Raw genomic sequence first — 21,313 nt, forward strand, 5'->3', positions numbered from 1 at the left:
GCGGTTTCAGGGCCGAACGTGGCATGGATCGGCCCGGAGCTGCGGAACGCAGGTCGAGGGCGTCGAGCCTGGCCTGTTTCCTCTTGGCGCGGAGCCCGGACGGGATGCCGATGTCCCGGATCTGCTGCTCGATCTCGGCGATGGAGGTTCGGCCGTCCTGGGTCCGGCGGTGCAGGACGGTGCTGTGCCGTGCGGCCTCGTCGTGCCGTGCCCGCAGGTCCCGGAGTTCGTCCGCGAGACGTCCGGCCTCGGAGTGGAGCGCGAGGTCCTGCCGTGCCGCGTCCAGCATCTCGCGTGTCCTGGTGATCTGCGCGGCGGCGGCGAGCCGGGCGGCGATCCGCTCGGCGTTGATCTGGTCACCGAATCTGCCGGCCAGGGAGGCGAGCTCGATGTCTCCGGCGCGCTGTACGAGTCCCGCGTCGAAGTCCTCCTCGTCCGAGAGCAGGTCGCAGATCCGCTCCAGTGCCTGGTCCACGGCGACCTTGGTCGGGGCGACGAAGAGGACGCGCATTCCCTGCCGGTAGCAGCCCTCGACGATGGAGGCGACGACGTCGGTCTTCCCGGTCCCCGGCGGCCCCCAGATGAAGGTGAGGTCGCTGCCGAGGGCCTGCTCGATCGCCTGCCGCTGCCGGGGATTGAACGGACGTTCGTGATACCCGCGGACGAAGCGTTCGGGGGTGGTGCAGCGGTCGGTACGCGGCCGTCCCTGACCCAGCAGCCAGCCCGCAGTGGTGAGGTTGACCGGGCCGTCGGCCTCGCCCGCGGACTCCAGCCGCTCCACGAGGGTCTCCAGGCCCGCCGACTCGTCCATCCGCAACTGGGCGTTGTCGGGCCGGGTGCCCAGATCGGCCGCGGTGCGGACCCGAATCTTGCCGTCGTGCATTCGCGCGGCCTCGGCCCTCGCCCACGGAGCGCGGGAGCGTGACAGCCGGACGAGCAGTTTCTCCCCGGAGAATGTGTCCTTCCACTTCTGACAGGAGAACAGGTACTCCTGGACCTCCCCGTCGCTTCCATTCCTCCGTCCGGCGGTCAGGGGATCTTCTCCCCGTCACCGTCGCTGCGGAGTTCGGTCGTGATCTCCAGCCGCACGGCCCGAAGGAGGTCGTCGACGGGGAAGGGTCTCTGCTGTGTTCCTGTCATCATGCTCCCTCGGGGGTGAGGAGACCGGCATGCCGATGATCGGGAACTCGGCTCTGCCGGACAAGGGCTGGATGGTGCCATCGCCGTTCCGGCGGTGGAGGGGAGGTCGTCGGTGCCTCTGCGCCGGGGCGGCGTCGTCTCCACGTGCAGACGATGCCGCCGTACGGCAGAGCCCGTGCAGGGGTGGCCGTGACCCGGGCGGCTTCCGGCCGCCTGGATCACGACGGGGTCATTCGGCGGGGATGCCGACGACCTCGACGTCCACGTCGTAGAGGGACTTCAACGTCGTGGCCATGTTGACGAGCGCGACCTGCGCGAAGGGAAAGAGCGTCTCGGGAGTCAGCGTCCGTCCGGTCTTGAGGTGGATCGCGAAGACCACCTTCCTGGGCCGGTAGTCGAGAGGGACGTCCCGGGTCCCCTCGCTCACCTCGGCGACGACCTCCCGGAACCGTGCCCTGGCCTCGGGCTGGTTGACCAGTGCCTCGACCGCGACGAGGGCCTGGTTGAACAGGTGACTCAGCGGAGGGGAGTCCTTGGCGGGCTTGACGCAGACGAGCCGGCCTTCCGGGCCGTAGTGGTCACAGGCCTCGAACCCGTTTCCCCGGTGGAGAGTGGTCCGCACGTACTTGCGGTCCAGGCACAGGTAGTTCGCGCGGCCGAGCTCGTGCTGGACCCGCAGGTTGTAGGTGACCTCGTGCTCGCCCTTCCTCCACGGCGGCAGGACCGTCGGGGAGTCCGTGCTGATCAGCTCGGTGACCTGCCTGCGGATGGAGTCGAGGTACTCCAGGCCGGTCTCGTGCCACTCCCCGTCGATCAGGAAGTAGTGATGGGCGCCGATGGTGAGCTCGGTCTCCAGCCAGCAGATGGCGGGGGCCCGCCGAGAGAGCCGGTCCCGTCGCAGTCGCCGGACAGTTCGATGCGGCCCTCGCGCAGCGCCGCCGTCGGCGTGCTGCTGTGCAGGACGCGGCAGCGGCTCAGGATGTCCTCCATCTCCAGGCTCCGCCTGCTCCTCATCCACGCGGGGCCGATCCTGATGTTGTACGAGGCGGTTTCGGTGAGCTTGGGGACGAGCTCGACGGGCACGGCGAGGTCGAAGGGCATGTCGACCTCGCCGCGGAGCCCCTTGTCGAGCAGGGCGTCCAGGCGGCTGACGAGCGAGGCGTCCCGCACCGCCTTGATCGCCTCGATGAAGGCGAAGCTCGGGTGGACGTCGGCCGCGCAGACCTTGGTGATCTGCTTGAGGAGCGCGACGAGCTTGACGTCGTCCAGAGGGATGGGGAGCCGCAGACCGGCGGAGCCGTCGACGAAGACGGTGGCCCCGTCCTCCAGTCCCAGGATGTCCGTGTGCAGTTCGCCGCCGAGCCGCCGCACGATCTCGGCGTGCTGCCGGACGCCGATGCTGCCGATGGGCAGGCCGGAGGGGACCAGGGTGGAGTCCTGACGGCCCCGGCGGGTCATCGACCGGCGGACGATGTCGCGGACGCAGTCAGGGTCGACCGCGCGGACGGCGAACCGCAGCCCGAAGTCGGGGTCCTTCAGGTCGTCGGGGACGAGCCGGAAGCCCTGGCCGAAGCCGATGGCGAAGACCTCGCCGTCGACGGCGATGAGGAGCAGCGCGGCGGCCTTCCTGTCGTCGAGCGACAGGTCCTCCCCGACGAGCTGGGACAGGTCGCCGGACCAGCCGACCTTGGGGATCGTGAAGTGGCCGCGTACGAGGTAGGCGACGGCTCCGGGGAACTCGGGGAAGAGCGGAGCGAACTCCAGCTCGTCGAGGCGCTCTCCGTCGAGCGCGCAGAACAGTCCGTCGAGGGTGGGCTCGACGTCGAGCAGGTGGTACAGCGTGACAACGCGGGTGTCAGCCATGTCCGGCTCTCCACAGGGAAGTGGGCCGTGTCTCCAGGCACGGCCGAGGGGAACGGCGGGATGGATGGTGCGGATTCGAACCACGTGCGACCGCTGGCGTCGCTAGACTCGCGACGCTGAAAGCATCTACAGGAGATCATGGAGTGAAAACACTGTCAATCGCTTTTGCATTGTTCGCGATGTGTGTACAGTGAAGCGTGTCGGCGATCCGTTCGAGTCTTGGCAGGTGAGTGGTGTCTCAGCAGCCTGAGCAGCTGACAGCTGCCGGGATATCCCGTCTCGCGGGAGTCACGCGGGCGACGGTCAGCAACTGGCGGCGCCGTCACACGGACTTCCCGCTGCCGAGCGGGGGCACGGAGGCGAACCCCACCTATGACCGGGTGGCGGTCGAAGCATGGCTGGCGGCCGCGGGCAGCTCCCGGAGCGATCGGCAATGGACGAGCTCCGCGCGGAGCTGCGCAGGCTTCCCCGCGAGGTGACCCCCGACCACCTGTCCGCTTTTCTTCTCGCCGTCGCGCGGATGGACGGCGCCGCACGCCGGAAGCTGATCGGACTCTCGGATGAGGAGTTCCTTGCCGGGATACGGGGCCCGTTGGAGGAGCGAGCCGGTCTGCTGCCGCACGCCCGCCGGGACGGGCTCACGGCGTCGGCCGTCCCGGCGTTGAAAACCGTCCTGCGGGCCGTGAACACGAGCGGAATCGCGGAGACGCTGGACGTGCTGCACGAGCGGCAACCCGCTGACGGCACCGCACGTGGCGTGTACGGCACGCCTGAGGTGGTGGCCGACCTGATGGCCGCGCTCCTCGAAGGGACGACCTATCCGGCGAGCGTCTACGACCCTGCCTGCGGCTCCGGAGGACTGCTGATCGCGGCAGGACGACAGGGCTCCGCGAGCCTCATCGGGCAGGACGTCTCCCCGGTCCAGGCCGATCAGGCGGCCGTCCGCGTCGGTGCGCTCGTCCCCGGATCCGAGGTCCGGATCCGGGCAGGTGACTCCCTTAGGGAGGACGCCTTCCCCGGGCTGACCGCGGAGGCCGTGCTGTGCAACCCGCCGTACGCGGACCGGGACTGGGGGCATGACGAGCTGGGCTATGACGCCCGGTGGGAGTACGGCGTGCCCCCCAAGGGGGAGTCGGAGCTGGCCTGGGTCCAGCACTGCCTGGCCCACCTGGAGCCGGGCGGGCCGGCGGTCATACTGCTGCCTCCCGCGGTCGCCGAACGGTCCGGAGGACGGAAGATCCGCGCCGAGCTCGTACGGCGTGGCGCACTGCGTGCGATCGCATCCCTGCCTCCCGGAGCCGCGCCGCCCCAGCACGTCGGCCTCCACCTGTGGATCCTCCGGCGGCCCGCCGACGACAGGGCGGACGTCCCACCGGTGCTCTTCGTCGACACGGCGCAGGAGGAGCTACCCGGCACACTGCGGCTCTCCACCGGCTCCGGGAAGACACAGGCCCTCGCGGAACTGGCGAGGAGAGCGTTGGTTAAGGGAGAGATCCGCATACTCACGCGGAAGGAGCCCCCGCATGACTTCCGCCGGACCATCCTCCAGCACTGGCGACGGTACGAGGAGGCGCCTGAGGACTTCGAGACGGTTCCCGGTGTCGCCCGTGCCGTGCCCGCCCTGGAACTGATCGACGAAGGCGTCGACCTCACCCCGAGCCGCCACGTCCACACCGCGCCCCCTGCGATCGCACCGGACCAGCAGGCCGAGTCGGCACGCGCCACACGCGTGCGGCTGCGCCGCGCGGCCGACGCGCTCGTCGCGGTGAGCGGCGGTGAGGAGTGGAAACCCGGCGGTGTGAAGGCCGTGACGTGGCGCACGGCGACCGTCGCCGACCTCATGCGCGGCGGAGCCATCGGACTCCATCGCGTGGCAGGGGCGTCACGGGGAAGACGACTCACGGAGCCGGTCGTGCTGCCGGACGGCGACGGTCGCCTCGTCCTGACGGCGGGAGACGTCGTCGCGGACCGGACGGTATCGGGCAGCGCCGAGGAGAGCGCCCTCACCGAGTTGCTGGAGCTCCAGCGCGGCGACGTCGTGCTCCCGGAGATGCTGCACGGAGGCGCGGGGACGGCCCGGGTCGCCGACGACCGGGACGCGGGAGCGCTTCTCGGCCCGCACCTCTATCTCTTCCGGCCCGATCTCGACCGGCTCGACCCCTGGTTCCTCGCCGGTTTCCTGGCCGCCGAGGAGAACCTCCACAGCACGGCCACCGGCAGCACGGTCGTGCGCGTCGACGCCCGGCGGCTACGGGTGCCGTTGCTCCCCCTGGAGGAGCAACGGCGGTACGGCCGGGCGTTCCGCAGACTGGCCGCGATGCGGAGGGCCGCGAACCTGGCCGTACGACTGGCGGAGGAGACCTCGCGGCAGCTCGGCACCGGACTCACCAGCGGGTCCCTGCTTCCGCCCGGCGACTGACCCGGGCGACACCCCGTCTTAGGCATTCGAACCCTGAAGTAGTAACGGAAAGGAAACCGGTGAACCACAGCAAGGTCGCCGAACTCGCGAACCACGCCTGGTCGGTCGCGGACCTGTTGCGCGGCGACTACAAGCAGTCCGACTACGGCAAGGTCATCCTGCCGCTCACGGTGCTGCGCCGCCTCGAGTGCGTCCTGGCCCCCACGCGGGGCAGGGTCCTGGCCGAGAGCAAGCGGGTGGAGGAGTTGGGCCTCGAAGCGGGTCCCTGGCTGACGAAGGCCTCGGGCCACAGTTTCTACAACACCAGCGAGTACACGCTCAAGAAGATCGCAGGTGATGCGGGGCACGCGGCCAAGCACCTGAACGCCTACATCGGCGCGTTCTCCCCGAACGCCCAGGAGGTGATGGAGAAGTACGAGTTCGCCCAGCAGATCAAGCGGCTCGACGCGGCCGGCCTGCTGTACCAGGTGGTGGGACGGTTCGCGGACCTGGACCTGCGCCCGGTACGGCGGGACGCCGATGGGGAGGTGGTCATCGGTGAGGACGGCAAGCCGGTGGTCGTGGTCTCCAACCACGACATGGGTTACGTCTTCGAGGAGCTGATCCGGCGGTTCGCGGAGCAGTCCAACGAGACCGCGGGTGAGCACTTCACCCCCCGCGAGGTCATCGAGCTGATGGTCAACCTGCTGCTCGCCCCCGATGACGATCTCCTGACCGTCCCCGGCACCTCCCGCAGGGTGCTCGACCCCGCCTGCGGCACCGGCGGCATGCTGACCGCGGCCGAGGAGCACATCCGCGCACTGAACCCCGACGCGACCATCGAGGCCTTCGGCCAGGAGCTCAACCCCGAGTCCTGGGCCATCTGCCGCTCCGACTTGATGATCAAGGGGAACGACCCGGAGAACATCAAGTTCGGCAACTCGTTCAGCGAGGACGGGCACCGCGGCAGGACCTTCGACTACCTGCTCGCCAATCCGCCGTTCGGGGTGGAGTGGAAGAAGGTCAAGGACGTCGTGGAGCGCGAGCACGAGAAGGAGGGGACGAGCGGCCGCTTCGGCGCCGGCCTGCCGCGTATCAACGACGGTTCGCTGCTCTTCCTCCAGCACATGATCTCCAAGATGAAGCCGGTGGAGAAGGGCGGCAGCCGCATCGCCATCGTCTTCAACGGCTCCCCGCTGTTCACCGGCGCCGCCGACTCCGGTGAGTCGAAGATCCGCCGGTGGATCCTGGAGAACGACTGGCTGGAGGGCATCGTGGCCCTGCCCGACCAGCTCTTCTACAACACCGGCATCTCCACCTACTTCTGGATCCTGACCAACCGCAAGGACAAGGGCCACCGGGGCAGGGTCGTGCTGCTGGACGGCCGGGAGCACTGGGCGAAGATGCGCAAATCGCTCGGTGACAAGCGCAAATACCTCACCAAGGAGCACATCGCCGAGCTGACCCGGCTGTACGGCGAGGCCCTGCACGCCGCCGCCGACCCCGAGCACCCGCTGCACGGCAAGGTGAAGGTCTTCGCCAACGAGGACTTCGGCTACCGCCGGATCACCGTGGAGCGCCCGCTCAAGCTCCGCTTCGAGGTGACCGAGGCGACGCTGGACGCGGTCCTGGCGTCGAAGGCCCTGGCCAAGCACGTGGACGCGGCCGCGATGACGGAGGCGCTCAAGCCGCTCGTCGGGCAGAGCTGGGAGGGGAAGCTCGCCGCCTTCGCCGGGGTGCGCGAGGCGATGGCCTCGGCCGGCATCCTCTGGCCGTCCACGCAGCCCTTTCTCACCGCGCTCCGCGACGTCATCGGCGTGCGCGACCCGGAGGGCGAGGTGCAGCTGAAGAAGGGCGAGCCCGAGCCCGACCCGGAGCTGCGCGACTACGAGAACGTTCCGCTGGATCAGGACGTGGAGGAGTATCTCCGGCGCGAGGTGCTGCCGCACGTGCCCGACGCCTGGATCGACCACGGCAAGACCAAGGTCGGCTACGAGATCCCCTTCACCCGCCACTTCTACGTGTACAAGCCGCCGCGCCCGCTGGCGGAGATCGACGCCGAGCTCAAGGCCCTGGAGGCCGAGATCCAGGCACTGCTGGGGGAGGTGACGGAGTGATGACCGTGCGACTGCGACATCTCGCGGCAGTTAATCCGCCGACGCCTGCTTTTGAGCGTCTTGCCGATCACGAGGAACTCACTTTCCTTCCGATGGAAGCGGTGTGGCCAGGGGAAAGGCTGGATATATCGCGCCGCCGAACCAAGGCTGAGGTTGTTACTGGATACACGCGGTTTCAGGATGGTGACATCCTTGTTCCAAAGATCACGCCAACGTTTGAGGCGGGGAGGGCTGTACTGATCAATGGCCTTCACTCGGGGGTTGGGGCCGGAACGACGGAGCTTCATGTGCTCAGGCCAGGTCCGCGTATCGATCCTCGGTTCCTCTTCTATGTGGTAAATACTCACAGCTTTCTTAAAATCGGAAAGTCGGAGATGTATGGCGTTGCAGGCCAGCAGCGCGTTCCGGATGACTTCCTGCGTAACCTTCCAGTGCGTCTACCTGCATTGGAGGAGCAGCGACGTATCGCTGACTTCCTCGATGCCGAGACGGCCCGCATCGACAGGCTTTCCTTGCGCCGAGCAAATCAGCGATCCGTTCTGGACGAACGAGGTTATGCCGAGATCTCGGAGACCTTGATCCCCGGGATCCTGACGCGGCCACTCAATCAATGGCCGTGGACGTGGCTGCCGGAGATCGCCGCTGATCGACCTCTCGTCCGGCTCGGCTACGTGTGCCGCCTTCAGAACGGCCTCACAGTCGATGGCAGGCGCGATGTCGGCGGAGATGCGGTGACACGCCCTTATCTTCGCGTGGCGAACGTTCAAGCGGGGCATCTCGCGCTGGACACGGTCACTGAGATCACAGTGCCAAGGGATATCGCCAAGCGCAGCACTCTCCGGCCTGGAGATGTACTCATGACCGAGGGGGGTGATCTTGACAAGCTCGGGCGTGGCGCAGTTTGGCGGGGGGAGCTGTCCGACTGTCTTCACCAGAATCACATATTCGCACTCCGTCCGGAACTCGACCGTCTGGATGGCGATTATCTCGCTCTCATGACGCGGACCCTGCATGGCCGCTGCTATTTCGAAAGCACCGGCGTTAAAACCACGAACCTGGCGTCCACTAACAGCAGTAAGATCCTCAGCTTTCCCATCCCGCTCCCGTCGGTCGTAGAGCAGCGAGCTCTGGTACGGCAGATCCGTGTCAAACTTGATGCCTTGGAGTCGGCCTGGGGGCTGCTCGATCGGCAACTCGCGCTGTTGGCAGAACGGCGGAGGGAACTGGTCACGGCGGCTGTAACCGGCCAATTTGACGTGTCGTCCGCAAGTGGGCGTGGGCTGGAGGATGTGTGAGTGTTCTTCATGTTCGTCATATTCAGGAGGCGCTTACCGGGGAGTTCGACGGGCTGATCGATCTGTCCGACGTAGCGGTGAACGCTCAGGAGTCCCAGAGGGGCGTCCAATTCCTTACCCGGGCTCTGGCTGCGTTCACGGTGCGGCACCTGACCGGCTGCTCGTCCGTGGACGCGGCTGCGGCTGTCATCGACGGACGGGATGATCACGGGATCGACGCGATCGCTGTGGACGAGGCGGAACCGCACCTCTGGCTGATCCAGACCAAGTGGAGTCAGCAGGGCGTGGCGGGGTTCGATCTCGGAGCGGCGCTGAAGCTCGTTCAGGGTCTGGACCTCCTGCTGAATGCCAAATACTCACGTTTCAATTCCCGGTTCCAGGCCATCTCCGACAAGGTGGACCGGGTCCTGCGCGACACCGGTGTGAAGATCACGCTTGTTCCTGCGCTGCTGGGTGACGCATCTGTCAGCAATGAGGTCCGTCAGCCCATGGCGGACGTCGCCCAGAAGCTCAACAGTTTCGGTGACGAGATGCTTGACATCAAGGTTCTCGGTCTACGGGACTTCCACCGGTTGATTCGAGCAGATTCCGCGCCTCCTCACGTCGAGCTGTCTGTGACGCTCGACGGTTGTGGATGGCTCACCAACCCCTATACGGCGTACTACGGTGTCATGCCCGTAGAAAAAGTCGCCCGTTGGCATGAAACATACGGTGACCGGTTGTTCGACCAGAACATTAGGAAGTCGCTCGGCCTGACAAAGGTGAATCGGGAGCTGATCGACACCCTTTGTGAGCGGCCGGACGATTTTTGGTATTTCAACAACGGCATCACAGTGCTGTGTGAAAGGATACGCGCGACTCCTCGTGGTGGAACGAGCCCGAACGGGTCACGCGACATCGTGCTCGAAGGCGCAAGCGTGGTCAACGGGGCGCAGACCGTGGCCGCCATAGCGGAGGCATTGCGCCGCAAGCCGGATGTCGCCGGAGAGGCGCAGATATGGGTGCGTGTTATTTCACTGGAGAACTGCCCCGAAGGGTTCTCCGGTGAGGTGACTGGGGCGACCAACACGCAGAACCGTGTCGAAAAGCGTGATCTGGCCGCACTGGACCCCGTTCAGATCGAGCTCCGCGACGAGTTCGCATGGGCACTAGGTAAGGCATATGTCATCAAACGGGGAGAGGACGAGCCGAACCGCGAAACCGGATGTACCAATCTGGAAGCAGCGGAGGCGTTGGCGTGCGCGCACTCCAATGCGAGGCTGGCCGTACAGGCTAGATTGGGCGGTGAATCTTTATGGGAGACAGGACCTGGATCGGCGTACGTGCTGCTGTTCGGGAAGAAGCCGAGCGCTCATCGTGTATGGCGATCCGTTCTGCTGCGTCGAGAAGTGGAACGGTATTTGGCCGAGTCCGCGGACGAGCGTGAGGGTCGAGGCGCGGCCATCGCCTCGCAGTGCGGACATCTGCTGGCTCATGCTGTTTTCCAGCATTTGAATCATGGGCAGATTGACCATCCAGGGGCTACGTGGGAGGAAGCGGTCCTGTCGAGGGTCCCTCTGGTCAGTGAGCGGGCGTTGCGGTGGATGATCCATGCCCTCGATGACGAGTTCGGGCAGAACAGCTACGTCATCAGTGTTTTCAAGAATCCGGAGAAATCCCAGATCCTGGTCAAACGGGTACTTCTGGGATTGAGCTCAGGCGAGATCCCCGAACTGGCTCCGGAATATGTGCCCGCTCCAGCCGTACGGGGATCTAAGAAGGGTAAAGCGGTCAGTATCCTGGTTGAAGCCGGGGTGCTCGAAGAGGGAACTCCTCTGGAGTTCCGTCCCATCACTGGCGAGGAACGTCACCTCATGACGCCATGGCTGGCCCAGGATCCGCGGCGAGGGCGCGTGACGTGGGTCAATAGCAAATCCAAGCCGCTGCTGTGGGAAGCGGACGGTCAGCAATATTCACCGACCGGACTCGTGCAACATATGCGCGAGCAGGCACTGGGCAAGGAGAACTCGGTGCAGGGAACACGCTACTGGTTCCTCAGTGGGCAGGGATCGTTGGTTGAGCTGGCCGAGTTCGCTCGTGACGGCGAAAAGTCATGAACGCTCATACCAGCGACGTGATATCGAGTACTCCGTTTGTCTCTCGGGTCCGGGTGAAGGGGTTCCGATCACTCGCCGACTGCGACGTCCGGCTGGGGCCGTTGACCGTGCTGGCCGGGTTCAACGCGGCGGGGAAGTCGAACTTCATCGACGTGCTTCGTTTCGTGTCCGATGCTCTCACCGCCTCACCGGGACGGGCGGTTTCGGTCAGGGGCGGGCTCGACCGGGTGCTCTGCCAGGCTCCCGAGGCGGGAGTGCGGGCAGCGAGCTTCTCGATCCGGCTCGACCTCGGGTTCGGCGCGCGGAGCGAGCGAGTCAGCCAGGCCGTATACAGCATGGAGATCGGCAGGGGCGGAGAGCGGCGAGACGCACCCGTCGTCCTCAGAGAGGAATGCCGTGCCAGGCTCTCCGGAGGTGAAGAGGAGTGGTTCGTCTCCACGCCGGAGCGTTTCGAGGCCAGCGCTCTCGTCTACGCGGGTGAGCGTGCGGCGCAGGGAGAGCACGACCGGCTCTTCCTGCCCGCCTCGGTGTTCGACACGCCCTTCCGGGAGGTCGAGGCGGCATTGCGCGGTATGCGCTTCTACGACCTCGTTCCCGCGGTCCTCAGCGGTATCGACGACGACACGCAACGCCATACCGCGCTCGGACCTCACGGTGAGCATCTCGGCCATGTGCTCGGACACCTCGCGGAGGCCGACCCGGCGGAGAAGGAGTATCTGGACGAGTTCCTCCGGGCGGTCATCCCCCAGGCGCTCGGGGTCGACGAGCGCAGGGAGGGCGAGTTCTCCACGGTCCAGGCCCGGTTCTGGAGCGGTGATCCGGTGCTGCCGTTCTGGCAGGCGGTGGCTGCCGGCGCGGTGCATGAAGGGGATCCGCATGTGAACGTCTTCCGGCGGCAGGAGCTGTCGGAAGGGACACTGCGGGCCGCGGGAATACTGGCGGCTCTGTTCCAACCCGGGACCGGTGACGGATCGATCCCACTGGTGTCCCTTGAGGAGCCGGAGAGGGCCATTCACCCGGCGAACGCGTCGGCCCTGTTCGAGGCGATGCACGCCGCGTCGGAACGCACGCAGGTGATCGCCACGACGCAGAGCTCGGATCTGCTGGATGACGAGTACGTCGAGCCCGGTCATCTGAGGATGGTCGAGATGACCGGAGGGATCACCTGTATCGGTGAGCTTGACGACTACACCAGCCGCCACCTCGCGGCCAACCCTTCCCAGCTGCCGCAGATGCACCGGCAGGGGCACCTGCGGCCTGCCGATTCCGCGAAGGAGAGGCGATGACCTCTCAGCGCATCGCCATCGTCGTGGAAGGGCACGGGGAGGTGAAAGCCCTTCCCATCCTGCTCTACCGGATCGCCGCGGAACTGCTGCCCGAGCGATGGCCGGAGTTCCTGCGGCCGTTCCGGGTGGGACGGGATTCGCTGGTCAAGGAACGAGGGATCGAAAGCACGATCGATGCCGTACTGGCCAACGCCGGTGGGCTGGAAGGGCTTCTCGTGCTCCTCGACGCCGATGACGACTGTCCCGCCGCCCTGGGGCCGGGGTTGCTGGCCCGCATCCGAGCGGCCCGGCCGGATCTGCGTGCGGCCGTGGTGCTGGCGAACCGGGAGTTCGAGGCGTGGTTCCTGGCGGCTGCTCCGTCGCTCAGCGGCTGCCAGGACCTTCCGGAGGGTCTGCCCGTGCCGCCGGAGCCGGAGAAGATTCGCGGTTGTAAGGAGTGGTTGAGCAGACACCGTCCAAGCGGCATGCCGTACCGGCCGCAGAGCCATCAGTCGGGGCTGGCGGCGCAGTTCGACATGCGGATGGCGCGGGCGAACGCGCCGTCGTTCGACAAGTTCTGGCGTGACGTCGAGTATCTGATCACCGGGAAGAGGTAGATCCCCCCATGAGTCCCATCCACCACGAATCGGCGTTCGGTGACGCGATCGTCTCCTCGATGTGCGCCAGTGGCTGGCGGCTCGGCCTGAGTTCCGACTACCGGCCCGAGCTCGGGCTGGACACGGCCGAGCTGTTCACGTTCATCGGTGACACCCAGGCCGACGACTGGCACGATCTGGTCACCGCCTACGGCGGCGACGTCGAGGCCGCGCAGCAGGGCTTCGCCAGGCGGCTCGACCAGGCGATCGCCGGCGACGGCCTCCTCGAGGTGCTGCGCAAGGGCGTCAAGGACCGCGGGGTGCGGCTCCGGGTGGCGTACTTCAAGCCGTCGCTGGTGACGTCCGAGGAGATCCTGGGCGACTACCGCAAGAACCGGCTGACCGTGGTCCGCGAGCTGGAGTACGCGGCCAAGCAGAAGGACAAGGGCAACCGGCTCGACCTCGCGCTGTTCCTCAACGGCATCCCGATGGCGACCGCGGAGCTGAAGAATCCGCTCACCGGCCAGGGGGTGGAGGACGCAAAGAAGCAGTACCGGACCGACCGTGACCCTACGGAGCCGATCTTCTCGCGGCGGGTGGTGGCGAACTTCGCGGTCGACCCCGACCTGGTCTTCGTCGCCACGCGGCTGCGCGGGGACAAGACCGTCTTCCTGCCGTTCAACCAGGGATCGGAAGGGCCGGGCAGGCCGGGAGGCAAGGGGAACCCGAAGGCCGCCAAGCCCGGCACGTACGCCACCTCCTACCTGTGGGAGGAGATCTGGCAGCCGGACAACTGGCTCGACCTGCTGGAGCGCTACGTTCACCTGCACAAGGAGAAGGGAGCCGACGGGCGGACCGCCAAGCGGATCGTCTTCCCCCGCTACCACCAGTGGCACGTCGTGCGGTCCCTGACCGACCACGTCGCCCGCCACGGCGCCGGGCACAACTACCTCGTCATGGCGTCGGCCGGCTCGGGCAAGTCGAACACGATCGCCTGGCTCGGCTACCGGCTCTCGTCCCTGCACATCCCCGCAGACCCCGCGTTCCTCGACCCCGAGGCGGTGGCCAAGGGCCTGAAGCCCGGAGAGCCCGCGTTCGACAAGGTCCTCATCATCACCGACCGGCGGAACCTGGACGCCCAGCTCCGCGACACGGTCGGCAGCTTCGAGCAGACGGCCGGACTCGTCGTGGCGATCGACGAGAAGCGGGGCGCCAAGTCCGAGCAGCTCGCCGCGGCCCTGTCCCGGGAGACAGGGAAGATCATCGCGGTGACGCTGCAGACCTTCCCCGCTCTCCTGGAGTATCTGCGGCGCACGCCGACCGAGATCAAGGGCCGCAGGTTCGCGATCATCGTGGACGAGGCGCACTCGTCGCAGTCCGGGGACGCGGCCACCGCGGTCCGCGACGCGCTGCGGGACCTGGGCCTGGACTCCGACAGCGACGAGGCGGGCGCGACCAGCGTCCCCGCGGCGCCCGCCGTACCGGACGGGAAGAGCCAGGACACCGACGCCAAGCTCAAGGAGAGGGCGGCCCGGCGCGGGATGAGCGCCAACCTGTCGTACTTCGCGTTCACCGCGACGCCGAAGGCCAAGACGCTGGAACTGTTCGGCACGCTCGGCGAGGACGGGGTCTACCGGCCGTTCCACACCTACGCGATGCGCCAGGCCATCGAGGAGGGCTTCATCCTCGACCCGCTCGCGAACTACATCACCTATAACACGTACTGGAAGCTGGTCAACAACAACCCGGAGGAGCGGGAGGTCGACCCGGCCAAGGCGAACCCGCTGCTCGCCCGGTACGCGCTCACCCACGAATCGACCGTGGCGCAGCACGCGCAGGTGATCGTGGAGCACTTCCAGGCCCACACCGCCGGCCGGCTCGGCGGCCGGGCCAAGGCGATGGTGGTGACCGCCTCCCGGCACAGCGCCGTGCAGATGGCCCGCTCCATCAGGCGCTACATCGGCGACCGCGGCTACCAGGGCATCGGGGTGCTGGTGGCGTTCTCCGGGACGCTCGTCTACGACGGCGAGGAGACGAGCGAGCCCAAGGAGAACGGCGGCCTGTCGGAGCCGGCGCTGCCGAAGGCGTTCGCCTACACGCGCGCCGACGACAAGTCCGTGCAGGCGGGCGGGCCGGGGCAGCCCGAGTACCGGATCCTCGTGGTCGCGGAGAAGTACCAGACGGGCTTCGACCAGCCGCTGCTGACCACGATGTACGTCAACAAGAAGCTCACCGGGATCAACGCGGTCCAGACGCTGTCGCGGCTGAACCGGACCATGGACGTCAAGTCCCAGAGCGACCTGGCCGTGCTCGACTTCGTCAACGACGCCGGGGACATCCAGGACGCCTTCCGGCCGTACTTCGAGCAGGCGCAGGCCTTCCCCACCGACCCCAACCTGCTGTACACCGCCCAGGCCAGGGTGATGTCCGTACCGATCCTGGTCGAGGCGGAGATGCAGGCCTTCGCTGCCGCGTACCTCGCCGCGGAGGAGAAGGCCGCGGGCGACCAGGGGAAATGGGCCAAGCTCCACGCGGAGCTGTACCGGCACCTCGCGCCCGCCTGCGAGAGGTTCTCCGCGCTGCTGCACAGCGAGGACGAGGACGATCGCGCGTCCGCGGAGGACTTCCGGGCCGACCTGAACGACTACGTCCGCAAGTACGCGTTCCTCTCGCAGATCATCCCCTACAGCGACGAGGAGCTCGAGCGCCTCCACCTGTTCGGGCGGCACCTGCTGAACCGCCTGGAACGGCGTGACGACGGCAGCGTGGACATCGGAGAGATCGACCTCACGCATCTGCGGGTCGAGAAGACCGGCGAGTACGACGTCAGCCTCACCGCGGAAGGCCCGGAGACGCTGAGGGGGTTCGGCGACGGGCACGGCGGCGGCGCGGACGCGGAGAAGTCACCGCTGTCGGAGCTGGTCGAGAGGTTCAACGAGCGGTTCGGCACGGAGTTCACCGAACAGGACCTGGCCAAGCCCTTCGAGGAGACGATCAAGAATGAGAAGGTCCAGCTCGCGGCCGTCGGCAACGTCGACGAGGAGAACTTCGGCTTCGTCTTCGACCGGGTCTTCCAGGAGAAGATGATGGAGCACTTCGACACCGTCGCCGATCTGGGGCACAAGTACTTCGGTCCGGATCCGGACTTCCGCAGCTCGCTCAACCGCAGTGCCCGCAGCGCCGCCTGGAACCTCATTCGCCGTCAACACGGGATCGTGGACGATGTGAGGTGAGGTGCTCTGGTGGCCCCGCGAGAGTGCGGGGCCACCGGGCGATGAGTGATTCCCTGGACGGCGGACGACCCAAGAGATCACACTGGTTCCATAAATGGGGACAAGTGCGGGATGACCGGGGGACCAGTGCGGTCGCAGACAGTCGGCAGGCGCTACGAGCTCGTCGAGGAGATGAACGCCGGAGGGATGGGCCGGGTCTGGCGGGGATACGACGCCGTCCTCGACCGTGAGGTCGCGATCAAACGGATTCTCTCCGAGGCCGTCTCCTCTGCCGAGCATGCCGAGGCACTGGCCAAACGGTTCCGCCGCGAGGCCCGGATCACGGCGCGCATCAACCACCCCGGCGTCCCGCAGGTGTACGACGCGGTCCTTGACGAGGACTTCACCCGGCTCTTCCTAGTGATGGAGCTGGTTCGCGGGACGCCGCTGACGGCGTTCGTCTCCCCGGGCACCCTGCTGCCCGTCTCCTGGGCGGCGGCGGTGGTGGCCCAGACCTGCACCGTTCTGTCCCACGCGCACGCGATCCCCGTCGTCCACCGGGACCTGAAGCCCGACAACCTCATGGTCGCCGAGGACGGAACCGTCAAGGTCCTCGACTTCGGGATCGCCGCGATCCTGCGGACCGACGTCACCAGGCTCACCGCCGCGGGCGTGCTGATGGGGACGACGCGCTACATGTCCCCCGAGCAGATCCAGGCGGTCCAGGTCACCCCGCAGAGCGATCTGTACGCCGTCGGCTGCATCCTGTACGAGCTTCTGACGGGCAGGCCGGTCTTCCCGGACAGCCCCCGGCTCATGCAGCAGCACCTGTTCGAGGCGCCTCTCCCGCTGCGCGGGCTCCGTCCCGATGCGCCCGCCGACCTGGAGCGCCTGACCCTGGAACTGCTGGAGAAGCTGCCGGAGCAGCGGCCCGCGGACGCTCAGGAGGTCTTCGAGAGGCTGGTGCCGTTCCTTCCCTCCGCCGGGGCTCGCCCCAGTCGTTCGGAACGGGCTCCGGTAGGGGTTCCCGACCCGACCCGCCCCTACCGCGATCCCTGCGCACCGCGGTGCCGCCCCGAGCAGACGCTGGCCGGACCGGCCGAGGAGAACGTCGTCTCGGCGGACGAGGCGGTGATGGCGATCAAAGCCGCGGTGGACCAGTCCGACGGCCTGCTGGCCGACGACCGGTTCACGCAGGCGGCGGATGTGCTGCGCTCGGTGCTGGAGCCCGCCGCCGCCGCACTCGGTGCGGACAATCACCGTGTCCTGTTCCTCCGCCAGCGACGTGCGGCGATCCTGGTGATCGGCGGTGACTTCCGGCGGGCCCTGCCCGAGTTCGACCGACTGGCGGAGGCGTACGCACGTGTCGCGGGCCCCGACGACATCGAGACCCTCGAATGCCGGCGGCAGGCCGCCCTCTGCCGGGCGGAGCTCGGCCAGGGCACGGTGGCGCTCGAGCAGCTCCGGCAGGTGCTGGCCCGGTACCGCGCAGCTAAGGGGGACGGCGACGAGACCGTGCTGGAGCTGCGGCGCGACATCGGCGCTCTGCTGGCCGCCGAGGGCCACGCCGAGGATGCGGTCGGTGTGCTCCAGCCTCTCGAGCAGGACCTGAACCTGCTGTACGGCCCGACTCATCCTCTGACTCTGGAGGTGAGAGATCTCCTGGCCAGGCTCCGTCTCACCAACGGTTGACGCGGACCGGCCGCTCCCGGGCCTTCCCGGTGTCCACACCGGGAAGGCCAAGGAAAGCGATCAGGACCCGTTCGCGTCGGGCCGGCGAGGACGGACGGGTGTCCTGCCGGCGAAGAGCCACACACCGTTGCTGTACGTTGCTCCGAGAACCCGGCCGTCGTCCAGGAGCCAGGGATACTCCGCCTGAAGTTCCTTGTAGCTGTCGTTGGTCACGATGACGGCGTTCTTCTTCTCCGCCAGCATGGTGATCAACCGGTCGGCCTTTCCATGGGTACCGGCGGGAGTCTGGGTGACGATGCCCTGCCGGATGGCGTCCTGGAGGACATCGCGCTCCAGAGAGGTGAGCCGGTGGGCCATGGCGGCGTCCACGAACACGCTGATCTCCGCACCGGGGAACTGCGCCTTCAGCGCCTCGATGCCCCTCAGAAGCTGGTCGAGGCTGGGCACGTCTCCCTTCTTCACGTCACGACCGAACCAGGCGAGATTGGATCCGTCGACGACGAGAGGTCGCACACCGGGCACCGACGACTCCGGCTCCGCGACGGGCACGGGAGACGACGCCGCCTCGGGGGCGGAGCTGAAGACGGGTTGCGGAGGCGTGGTCACGGTGCGGGGCTGCGGAGGAGGAGCCTGGGGAAGTCCTTCCAGTGACCGCATGTGCCGCTGGATCTCCGCTATGGACAACGTGTCACCGTGGGTGAAGTCCCTGATCTCCTGATCGAGGACCACCTCGCCGGTCTTGTCGAGAACGGCCTTCACATGCAGGAGCCCGTCCTGCGTGTAGGTGTAGTTCAACCTGAAGACCGCGTCCTCTTTGCGCAGGGGTCTGGGGTACTTCAACTCCAGCGTGGTGAGCTGGAAGTTCTCCGGATCCTCCAGCGGCTTGGCGGGGTCGGCCTCCCACACCGAGATCAGGAGCCGCTCCCGGTCGTCCTTGACCGGGTTGTACTTGTTCTCCCCCTCGATGGGGAGAGGCGAGTGCTGGTCGATGATCGTGCTGAAGACCTTCTTGCCGGTCTCCTTGTCCGTGGCGCCCGTACCCAGGGCGAACATGGACGACACCTGAAGGTAGCTGTCCAGCTCGCCGTCGAAGATCGCAGCGGCGATGGCCGCGCCCCGGGCCACCGCGGTCATGGGGTGGCAGATCTCGGCGGGTACGGTCTCGTCGTCCATGAACTGTTCAACGGCCCGACGCACGCAGGGCATCTGGCTGGTACCGCCGATCATCAGCACGCCCTCGATCTCGTCGGGGTCCATGCCGAGATCGTTGAGGCACATGCGGGCGGGCTGAAGGGCCTGTTCGACCAGGTCGGTGATCTCGTCCTCCAGCTCGTCCCGGGTGACCTCGATCAGCTTGTCGCTGCCCGGGATCCCCGCCAGGACGGCCTCCTCGGTCGAGAGCCGGATCTTGGTTCGTTCCACGACCAGGTCGAGCTCTCGGGAAGCCTCCGTGGTGAGGGTCGGACGCCGTCCCAGCTTCCGGAAGAGGAGCTCGCGGAGCCGCTTGTCCACTTCGAGACCGCCGAGCTGGGTGATGCCCTTGGAAGCGAGTTCCTCGAACACTCCGTCGACGTGCTCGAGGATGGTGACGTCGATCGTTCCGCCGCCCCAGTCGAAGACCATGATCCGGCCCTCGTCCTGCATGTCGTGCATGTAGGAGAGCGCCGCAGCCGTGGGCTCGTTGAGCAGAGCCTTCACCGTGATGCCGGCAGCGCGTGCGGCGGCTCGGGTCCGGTAGCGGGCGGCGCCTCTGGCGTTGGCCGGAACGGTGATGACAGCGCTGTCGATCCTGGTGAGCAGGTTCTGCTCGGCCCTCTCCCGCATGGCCTGGAAGACTCCGGCGGCCACCGCGGACGCCGGCACCCTCCTGTCCCGCAGCTGCAGACTCGCGTCGTCCTTGAGCATGCGCTTGCACGCTTCTAGGACACGGTTGGAACGCAGCTTGGCCTCCCAGCCGAACAACGCGCCCAGCCGGGTGGAGCTCTCACCCGCGATGGTGGGGAAGAGATTCTGGAACGACGGGTAATGCCAGTCGGAGTCGAGGTTGTCGCTGTCGAGCGCGAGCACTTCGACGTCGTCCCCGACCCACTGGGCCACCACGGAATTCGTGGTACCGAAGTCGATACCTGTTGCCACGGTCAGATCTCTTCTCCAGACGCAGGGCCAGAACTTTCCAGAAGGAAGACCGGATCGGCCACATGCCGCAGGCGCCCGCTGCGGACGACCCGGCCCGTGGTGCTGTCGATGTATGCAGGCTGAACCATGGAGATGAACTGTCCTTCAGCCGGTGTGTTGACGATGGTGAAATGCTGAGGATGGTCCGTGTACGTCTCCATACGGCGAAGACCGGCCACAGTGAGCAGTTCGTCGACCAGAAGGAGAAGCGACTCCGGCCCGCCGGTTTCCCGGAGTCTGCAGTCGAGCTCAGCCAACTGGGCGAGGTGGAGCTTGCGGCTCTGGAAGGACTCGAGGACCGCCTGCCGGAGAGTGCTCACAAGTTGTTGCTGAGTAAGGTCGCCGTGCCTACCTTCTGATTCGGCGAGGAGATCGGCGGCATGGCGGACGAATCCATCGAGGATCTTCAGAGGGTCGAGCCGATCATGATCCTTCACCATGGACTTCAAACGGTTCGCCATCTCGACACGGATCTCATGCGTGATCTCGTCGCGGACCTCCGCTTCGATCTCGGCGCGAATCTCGTCCTTGAGCGCCGCCCGGACACCGGACCGCACTTCGGCCTGGATCCTGTGGCCGATGGTGGCGGACATCGCGGAGATCTTCCCTTCCAGATCATGCCGGAGATCCTTGAGAAGAGAGATCGTCGCGATGTCACCCCGGTTGGTCCCACCGTGTGTGGAGCGCGCCTCCCGTGAGACGGGCGAAGACGCAGGACGGTCCGCCCGACCTCGGCCTGACGAACCCGAACCGTTCTTCTGGGGCTTACCTGCCATGGTCGGCATCCTCTTCGATGATGACTTCGCGGAAGTGGTTGAGAATTTCGTGGGCGGCGGCATCGCGGAGTGCGGCGAGCTCTTCCCGGGTCGCGGGAGACGTCTGGCGGGGGAGCGGCTCGATCGGCGGTAGCAGTACCGGAGAGCGCTCGGGGGGCGCCGAGAGCGTCTCGTCGTCCAGCGGGACCAGGAAGAACCCCATGCCGCTTGTTTTGTCATCCATCAGGCGCTTCACCGCCTTGTTGACGGCTGCGAGTCGCTTGACGTCCCCACGGAGGTCTTTCCGGAGTGATCGGTAATGGTCTTTCCAGTCCTCATAGCCGTGGGGAAGACCGATGGCCAGATAAGGGTTCTGCCAGTCCTGGCGCTCGTTGACGGTGGTTTCCGATCGTTCTCTGACGATCTCCAGGTTCCTTGTGGCGCCCGGTTCGATGTCCTCGACTTCTTCCAGCAGCCGGATGGCGAACTCGAGTTCGTTCGTGTCCTGCGCCAGATAGGCGCAGATATTGTTGATCTCCGCATAGGTGGTCTGGTCGACGAGGTACTCTCCTCGGTCGTCTTTCGCGGCCGCCGCCTCCAGCAGCTTCTCCGCTTGTGTCTTGGCCTTGTCCAACCACCCCATCAGGATCCATCGGTACTGATGTTGAAAGGCTGAGGTGTGTTGATCAGACCGGCTGGAGGACCAGAC

The 21,313-nt window shown here is 66.8% G+C and carries 13 protein-coding genes and 1 pseudogene; 8 read left to right on the forward strand and 6 right to left on the reverse strand.

All coding sequences use genetic code 11. The annotated features are described in order from the left end of the window. The 3 genes from ACWJ6R_RS10020 to ACWJ6R_RS10030 form a co-directional block, all read right to left on the reverse strand. Positions 1 to 883, reverse strand: an 883-nt coding sequence (locus tag ACWJ6R_RS10020; protein WP_449061942.1) for an AAA domain-containing protein, incomplete at its 3' end; no start/stop codon positions are given. Positions 884 to 1,369: 486 nt separating this feature from the next. Continuing rightward, entirely contained in the window at positions 1,370 to 2,041 is a 672-nt protein-coding gene (locus ACWJ6R_RS10025; RefSeq protein ID WP_449061953.1) for a TIGR04141 family sporadically distributed protein, read from the reverse strand. Next, a complete protein-coding gene (locus ACWJ6R_RS10030; RefSeq protein WP_449061943.1) occupies positions 1,954 to 3,003 on the reverse strand; it encodes a DUF6119 family protein in 1,050 nt (349 codons plus the stop codon). Before ACWJ6R_RS10030 ends, ACWJ6R_RS10025 begins: the two co-directional genes overlap by 88 nt. 433 nt (positions 3,004 to 3,436) lie before the next feature. Between ACWJ6R_RS10030 and ACWJ6R_RS10035 the strand changes: the two genes are divergently transcribed. From ACWJ6R_RS10035 to ACWJ6R_RS10070, 8 genes are all read left to right on the forward strand, one after another. Beyond that, positions 3,437 to 5,422 (forward strand): N-6 DNA methylase, encoded by a 1,986-nt coding sequence (locus tag ACWJ6R_RS10035; RefSeq protein WP_449061944.1) that lies wholly within the window; start codon positions 3,437 to 3,439, stop codon positions 5,420 to 5,422. Between the two features lie 59 nt (positions 5,423 to 5,481). Further along, positions 5,482 to 7,518, forward strand: coding sequence for a type I restriction-modification system subunit M (locus tag ACWJ6R_RS10040; protein WP_449061945.1), 2,037 nt, complete (start codon positions 5,482 to 5,484; stop codon positions 7,516 to 7,518). Next, positions 7,518 to 8,813, forward strand: a complete 1,296-nt coding sequence (locus ACWJ6R_RS10045) for a restriction endonuclease subunit S (protein ID WP_449061946.1) — start codon at positions 7,518 to 7,520, stop codon at positions 8,811 to 8,813. The genes ACWJ6R_RS10040 and ACWJ6R_RS10045 overlap by 1 nt, the downstream gene beginning before the upstream one ends. After that, entirely contained in the window at positions 8,810 to 10,909 is a 2,100-nt protein-coding gene (locus tag ACWJ6R_RS10050; RefSeq protein WP_449061947.1) for an AIPR family protein, read from the forward strand. The genes ACWJ6R_RS10045 and ACWJ6R_RS10050 overlap by 4 nt, the downstream gene beginning before the upstream one ends. A gap of 107 nt (positions 10,910 to 11,016) precedes the next feature. Next, positions 11,017 to 12,195, forward strand: a complete 1,179-nt coding sequence (locus ACWJ6R_RS10055; RefSeq protein ID WP_449061954.1) for an AAA family ATPase — start codon at positions 11,017 to 11,019, stop codon at positions 12,193 to 12,195. Beyond that, the gene (locus ACWJ6R_RS10060) at positions 12,192 to 12,791 is read left to right on the forward strand and encodes a DUF4276 family protein (RefSeq protein ID WP_449061948.1); all 600 of its coding nucleotides are present in this window, start codon (positions 12,192 to 12,194) and stop codon (positions 12,789 to 12,791) included. Before ACWJ6R_RS10055 ends, ACWJ6R_RS10060 begins: the two co-directional genes overlap by 4 nt. A gap of 8 nt (positions 12,792 to 12,799) precedes the next feature. Further along, complete coding sequence (locus tag ACWJ6R_RS10065; protein WP_449061949.1) at positions 12,800 to 16,003, forward strand: type I restriction endonuclease subunit R; 3,204 nt, start codon at positions 12,800 to 12,802, stop codon at positions 16,001 to 16,003. Between the two features lie 126 nt (positions 16,004 to 16,129). Further along, positions 16,130 to 17,674 carry a protein kinase domain-containing protein gene (locus tag ACWJ6R_RS10070; protein ID WP_449061950.1) on the forward strand — a complete coding sequence of 515 codons (1,545 nt, stop codon included), beginning with the start codon at positions 16,130 to 16,132 and terminating at the stop codon, positions 17,672 to 17,674. 60 nt (positions 17,675 to 17,734) lie between these two features. Here the strand turns inward: ACWJ6R_RS10070 and ACWJ6R_RS10075 are convergent, their stop codons facing one another. The 3 genes and pseudogenes from ACWJ6R_RS10075 to ACWJ6R_RS10085 all read right to left on the reverse strand — a co-directional run. Further along, positions 17,735 to 19,774 carry an Hsp70 family protein gene (locus ACWJ6R_RS10075; protein ID WP_449061951.1) on the reverse strand — a complete coding sequence of 680 codons (2,040 nt, stop codon included), beginning with the start codon at positions 19,772 to 19,774 and terminating at the stop codon, positions 17,735 to 17,737. Between the two features lie 38 nt (positions 19,775 to 19,812). After that, the gene (locus ACWJ6R_RS10080; protein ID WP_449061952.1) at positions 19,813 to 20,442 is read right to left on the reverse strand and encodes a hypothetical protein; all 630 of its coding nucleotides are present in this window, start codon (positions 20,440 to 20,442) and stop codon (positions 19,813 to 19,815) included. Positions 20,443 to 20,614: 172 nt separating this feature from the next. Beyond that, a pseudogene (locus ACWJ6R_RS10085) lies at positions 20,615 to 21,313 on the reverse strand (hypothetical protein); the annotation flags it as partial.

The sequence above is a fragment of the Planomonospora algeriensis genome (genome assembly GCF_977012225.1).

Excerpts from the sequence above, each read along its gene's own strand:
- ACWJ6R_RS10030 (WP_449061943.1), bottom strand. The coding sequence starts at position 3,003 with ATGGCTGACACCCGCGTTGTCACGCTGTACCACCTGCTCGACGTCGAG.
- ACWJ6R_RS10035 (WP_449061944.1), top strand. The coding sequence starts at position 3,437 with ATGGACGAGCTCCGCGCGGAGCTGCGCAGGCTTCCCCGCGAGGTGACC.
- ACWJ6R_RS10045 (WP_449061946.1), top strand. The coding sequence starts at position 7,518 with ATGACCGTGCGACTGCGACATCTCGCGGCAGTTAATCCGCCGACGCCT.
- ACWJ6R_RS10060 (WP_449061948.1), top strand. The coding sequence starts at position 12,192 with ATGACCTCTCAGCGCATCGCCATCGTCGTGGAAGGGCACGGGGAGGTG.
- ACWJ6R_RS10065 (WP_449061949.1), top strand. The coding sequence starts at position 12,800 with ATGAGTCCCATCCACCACGAATCGGCGTTCGGTGACGCGATCGTCTCC.
- ACWJ6R_RS10080 (WP_449061952.1), bottom strand. The coding sequence starts at position 20,442 with ATGTCCGCCACCATCGGCCACAGGATCCAGGCCGAAGTGCGGTCCGGT.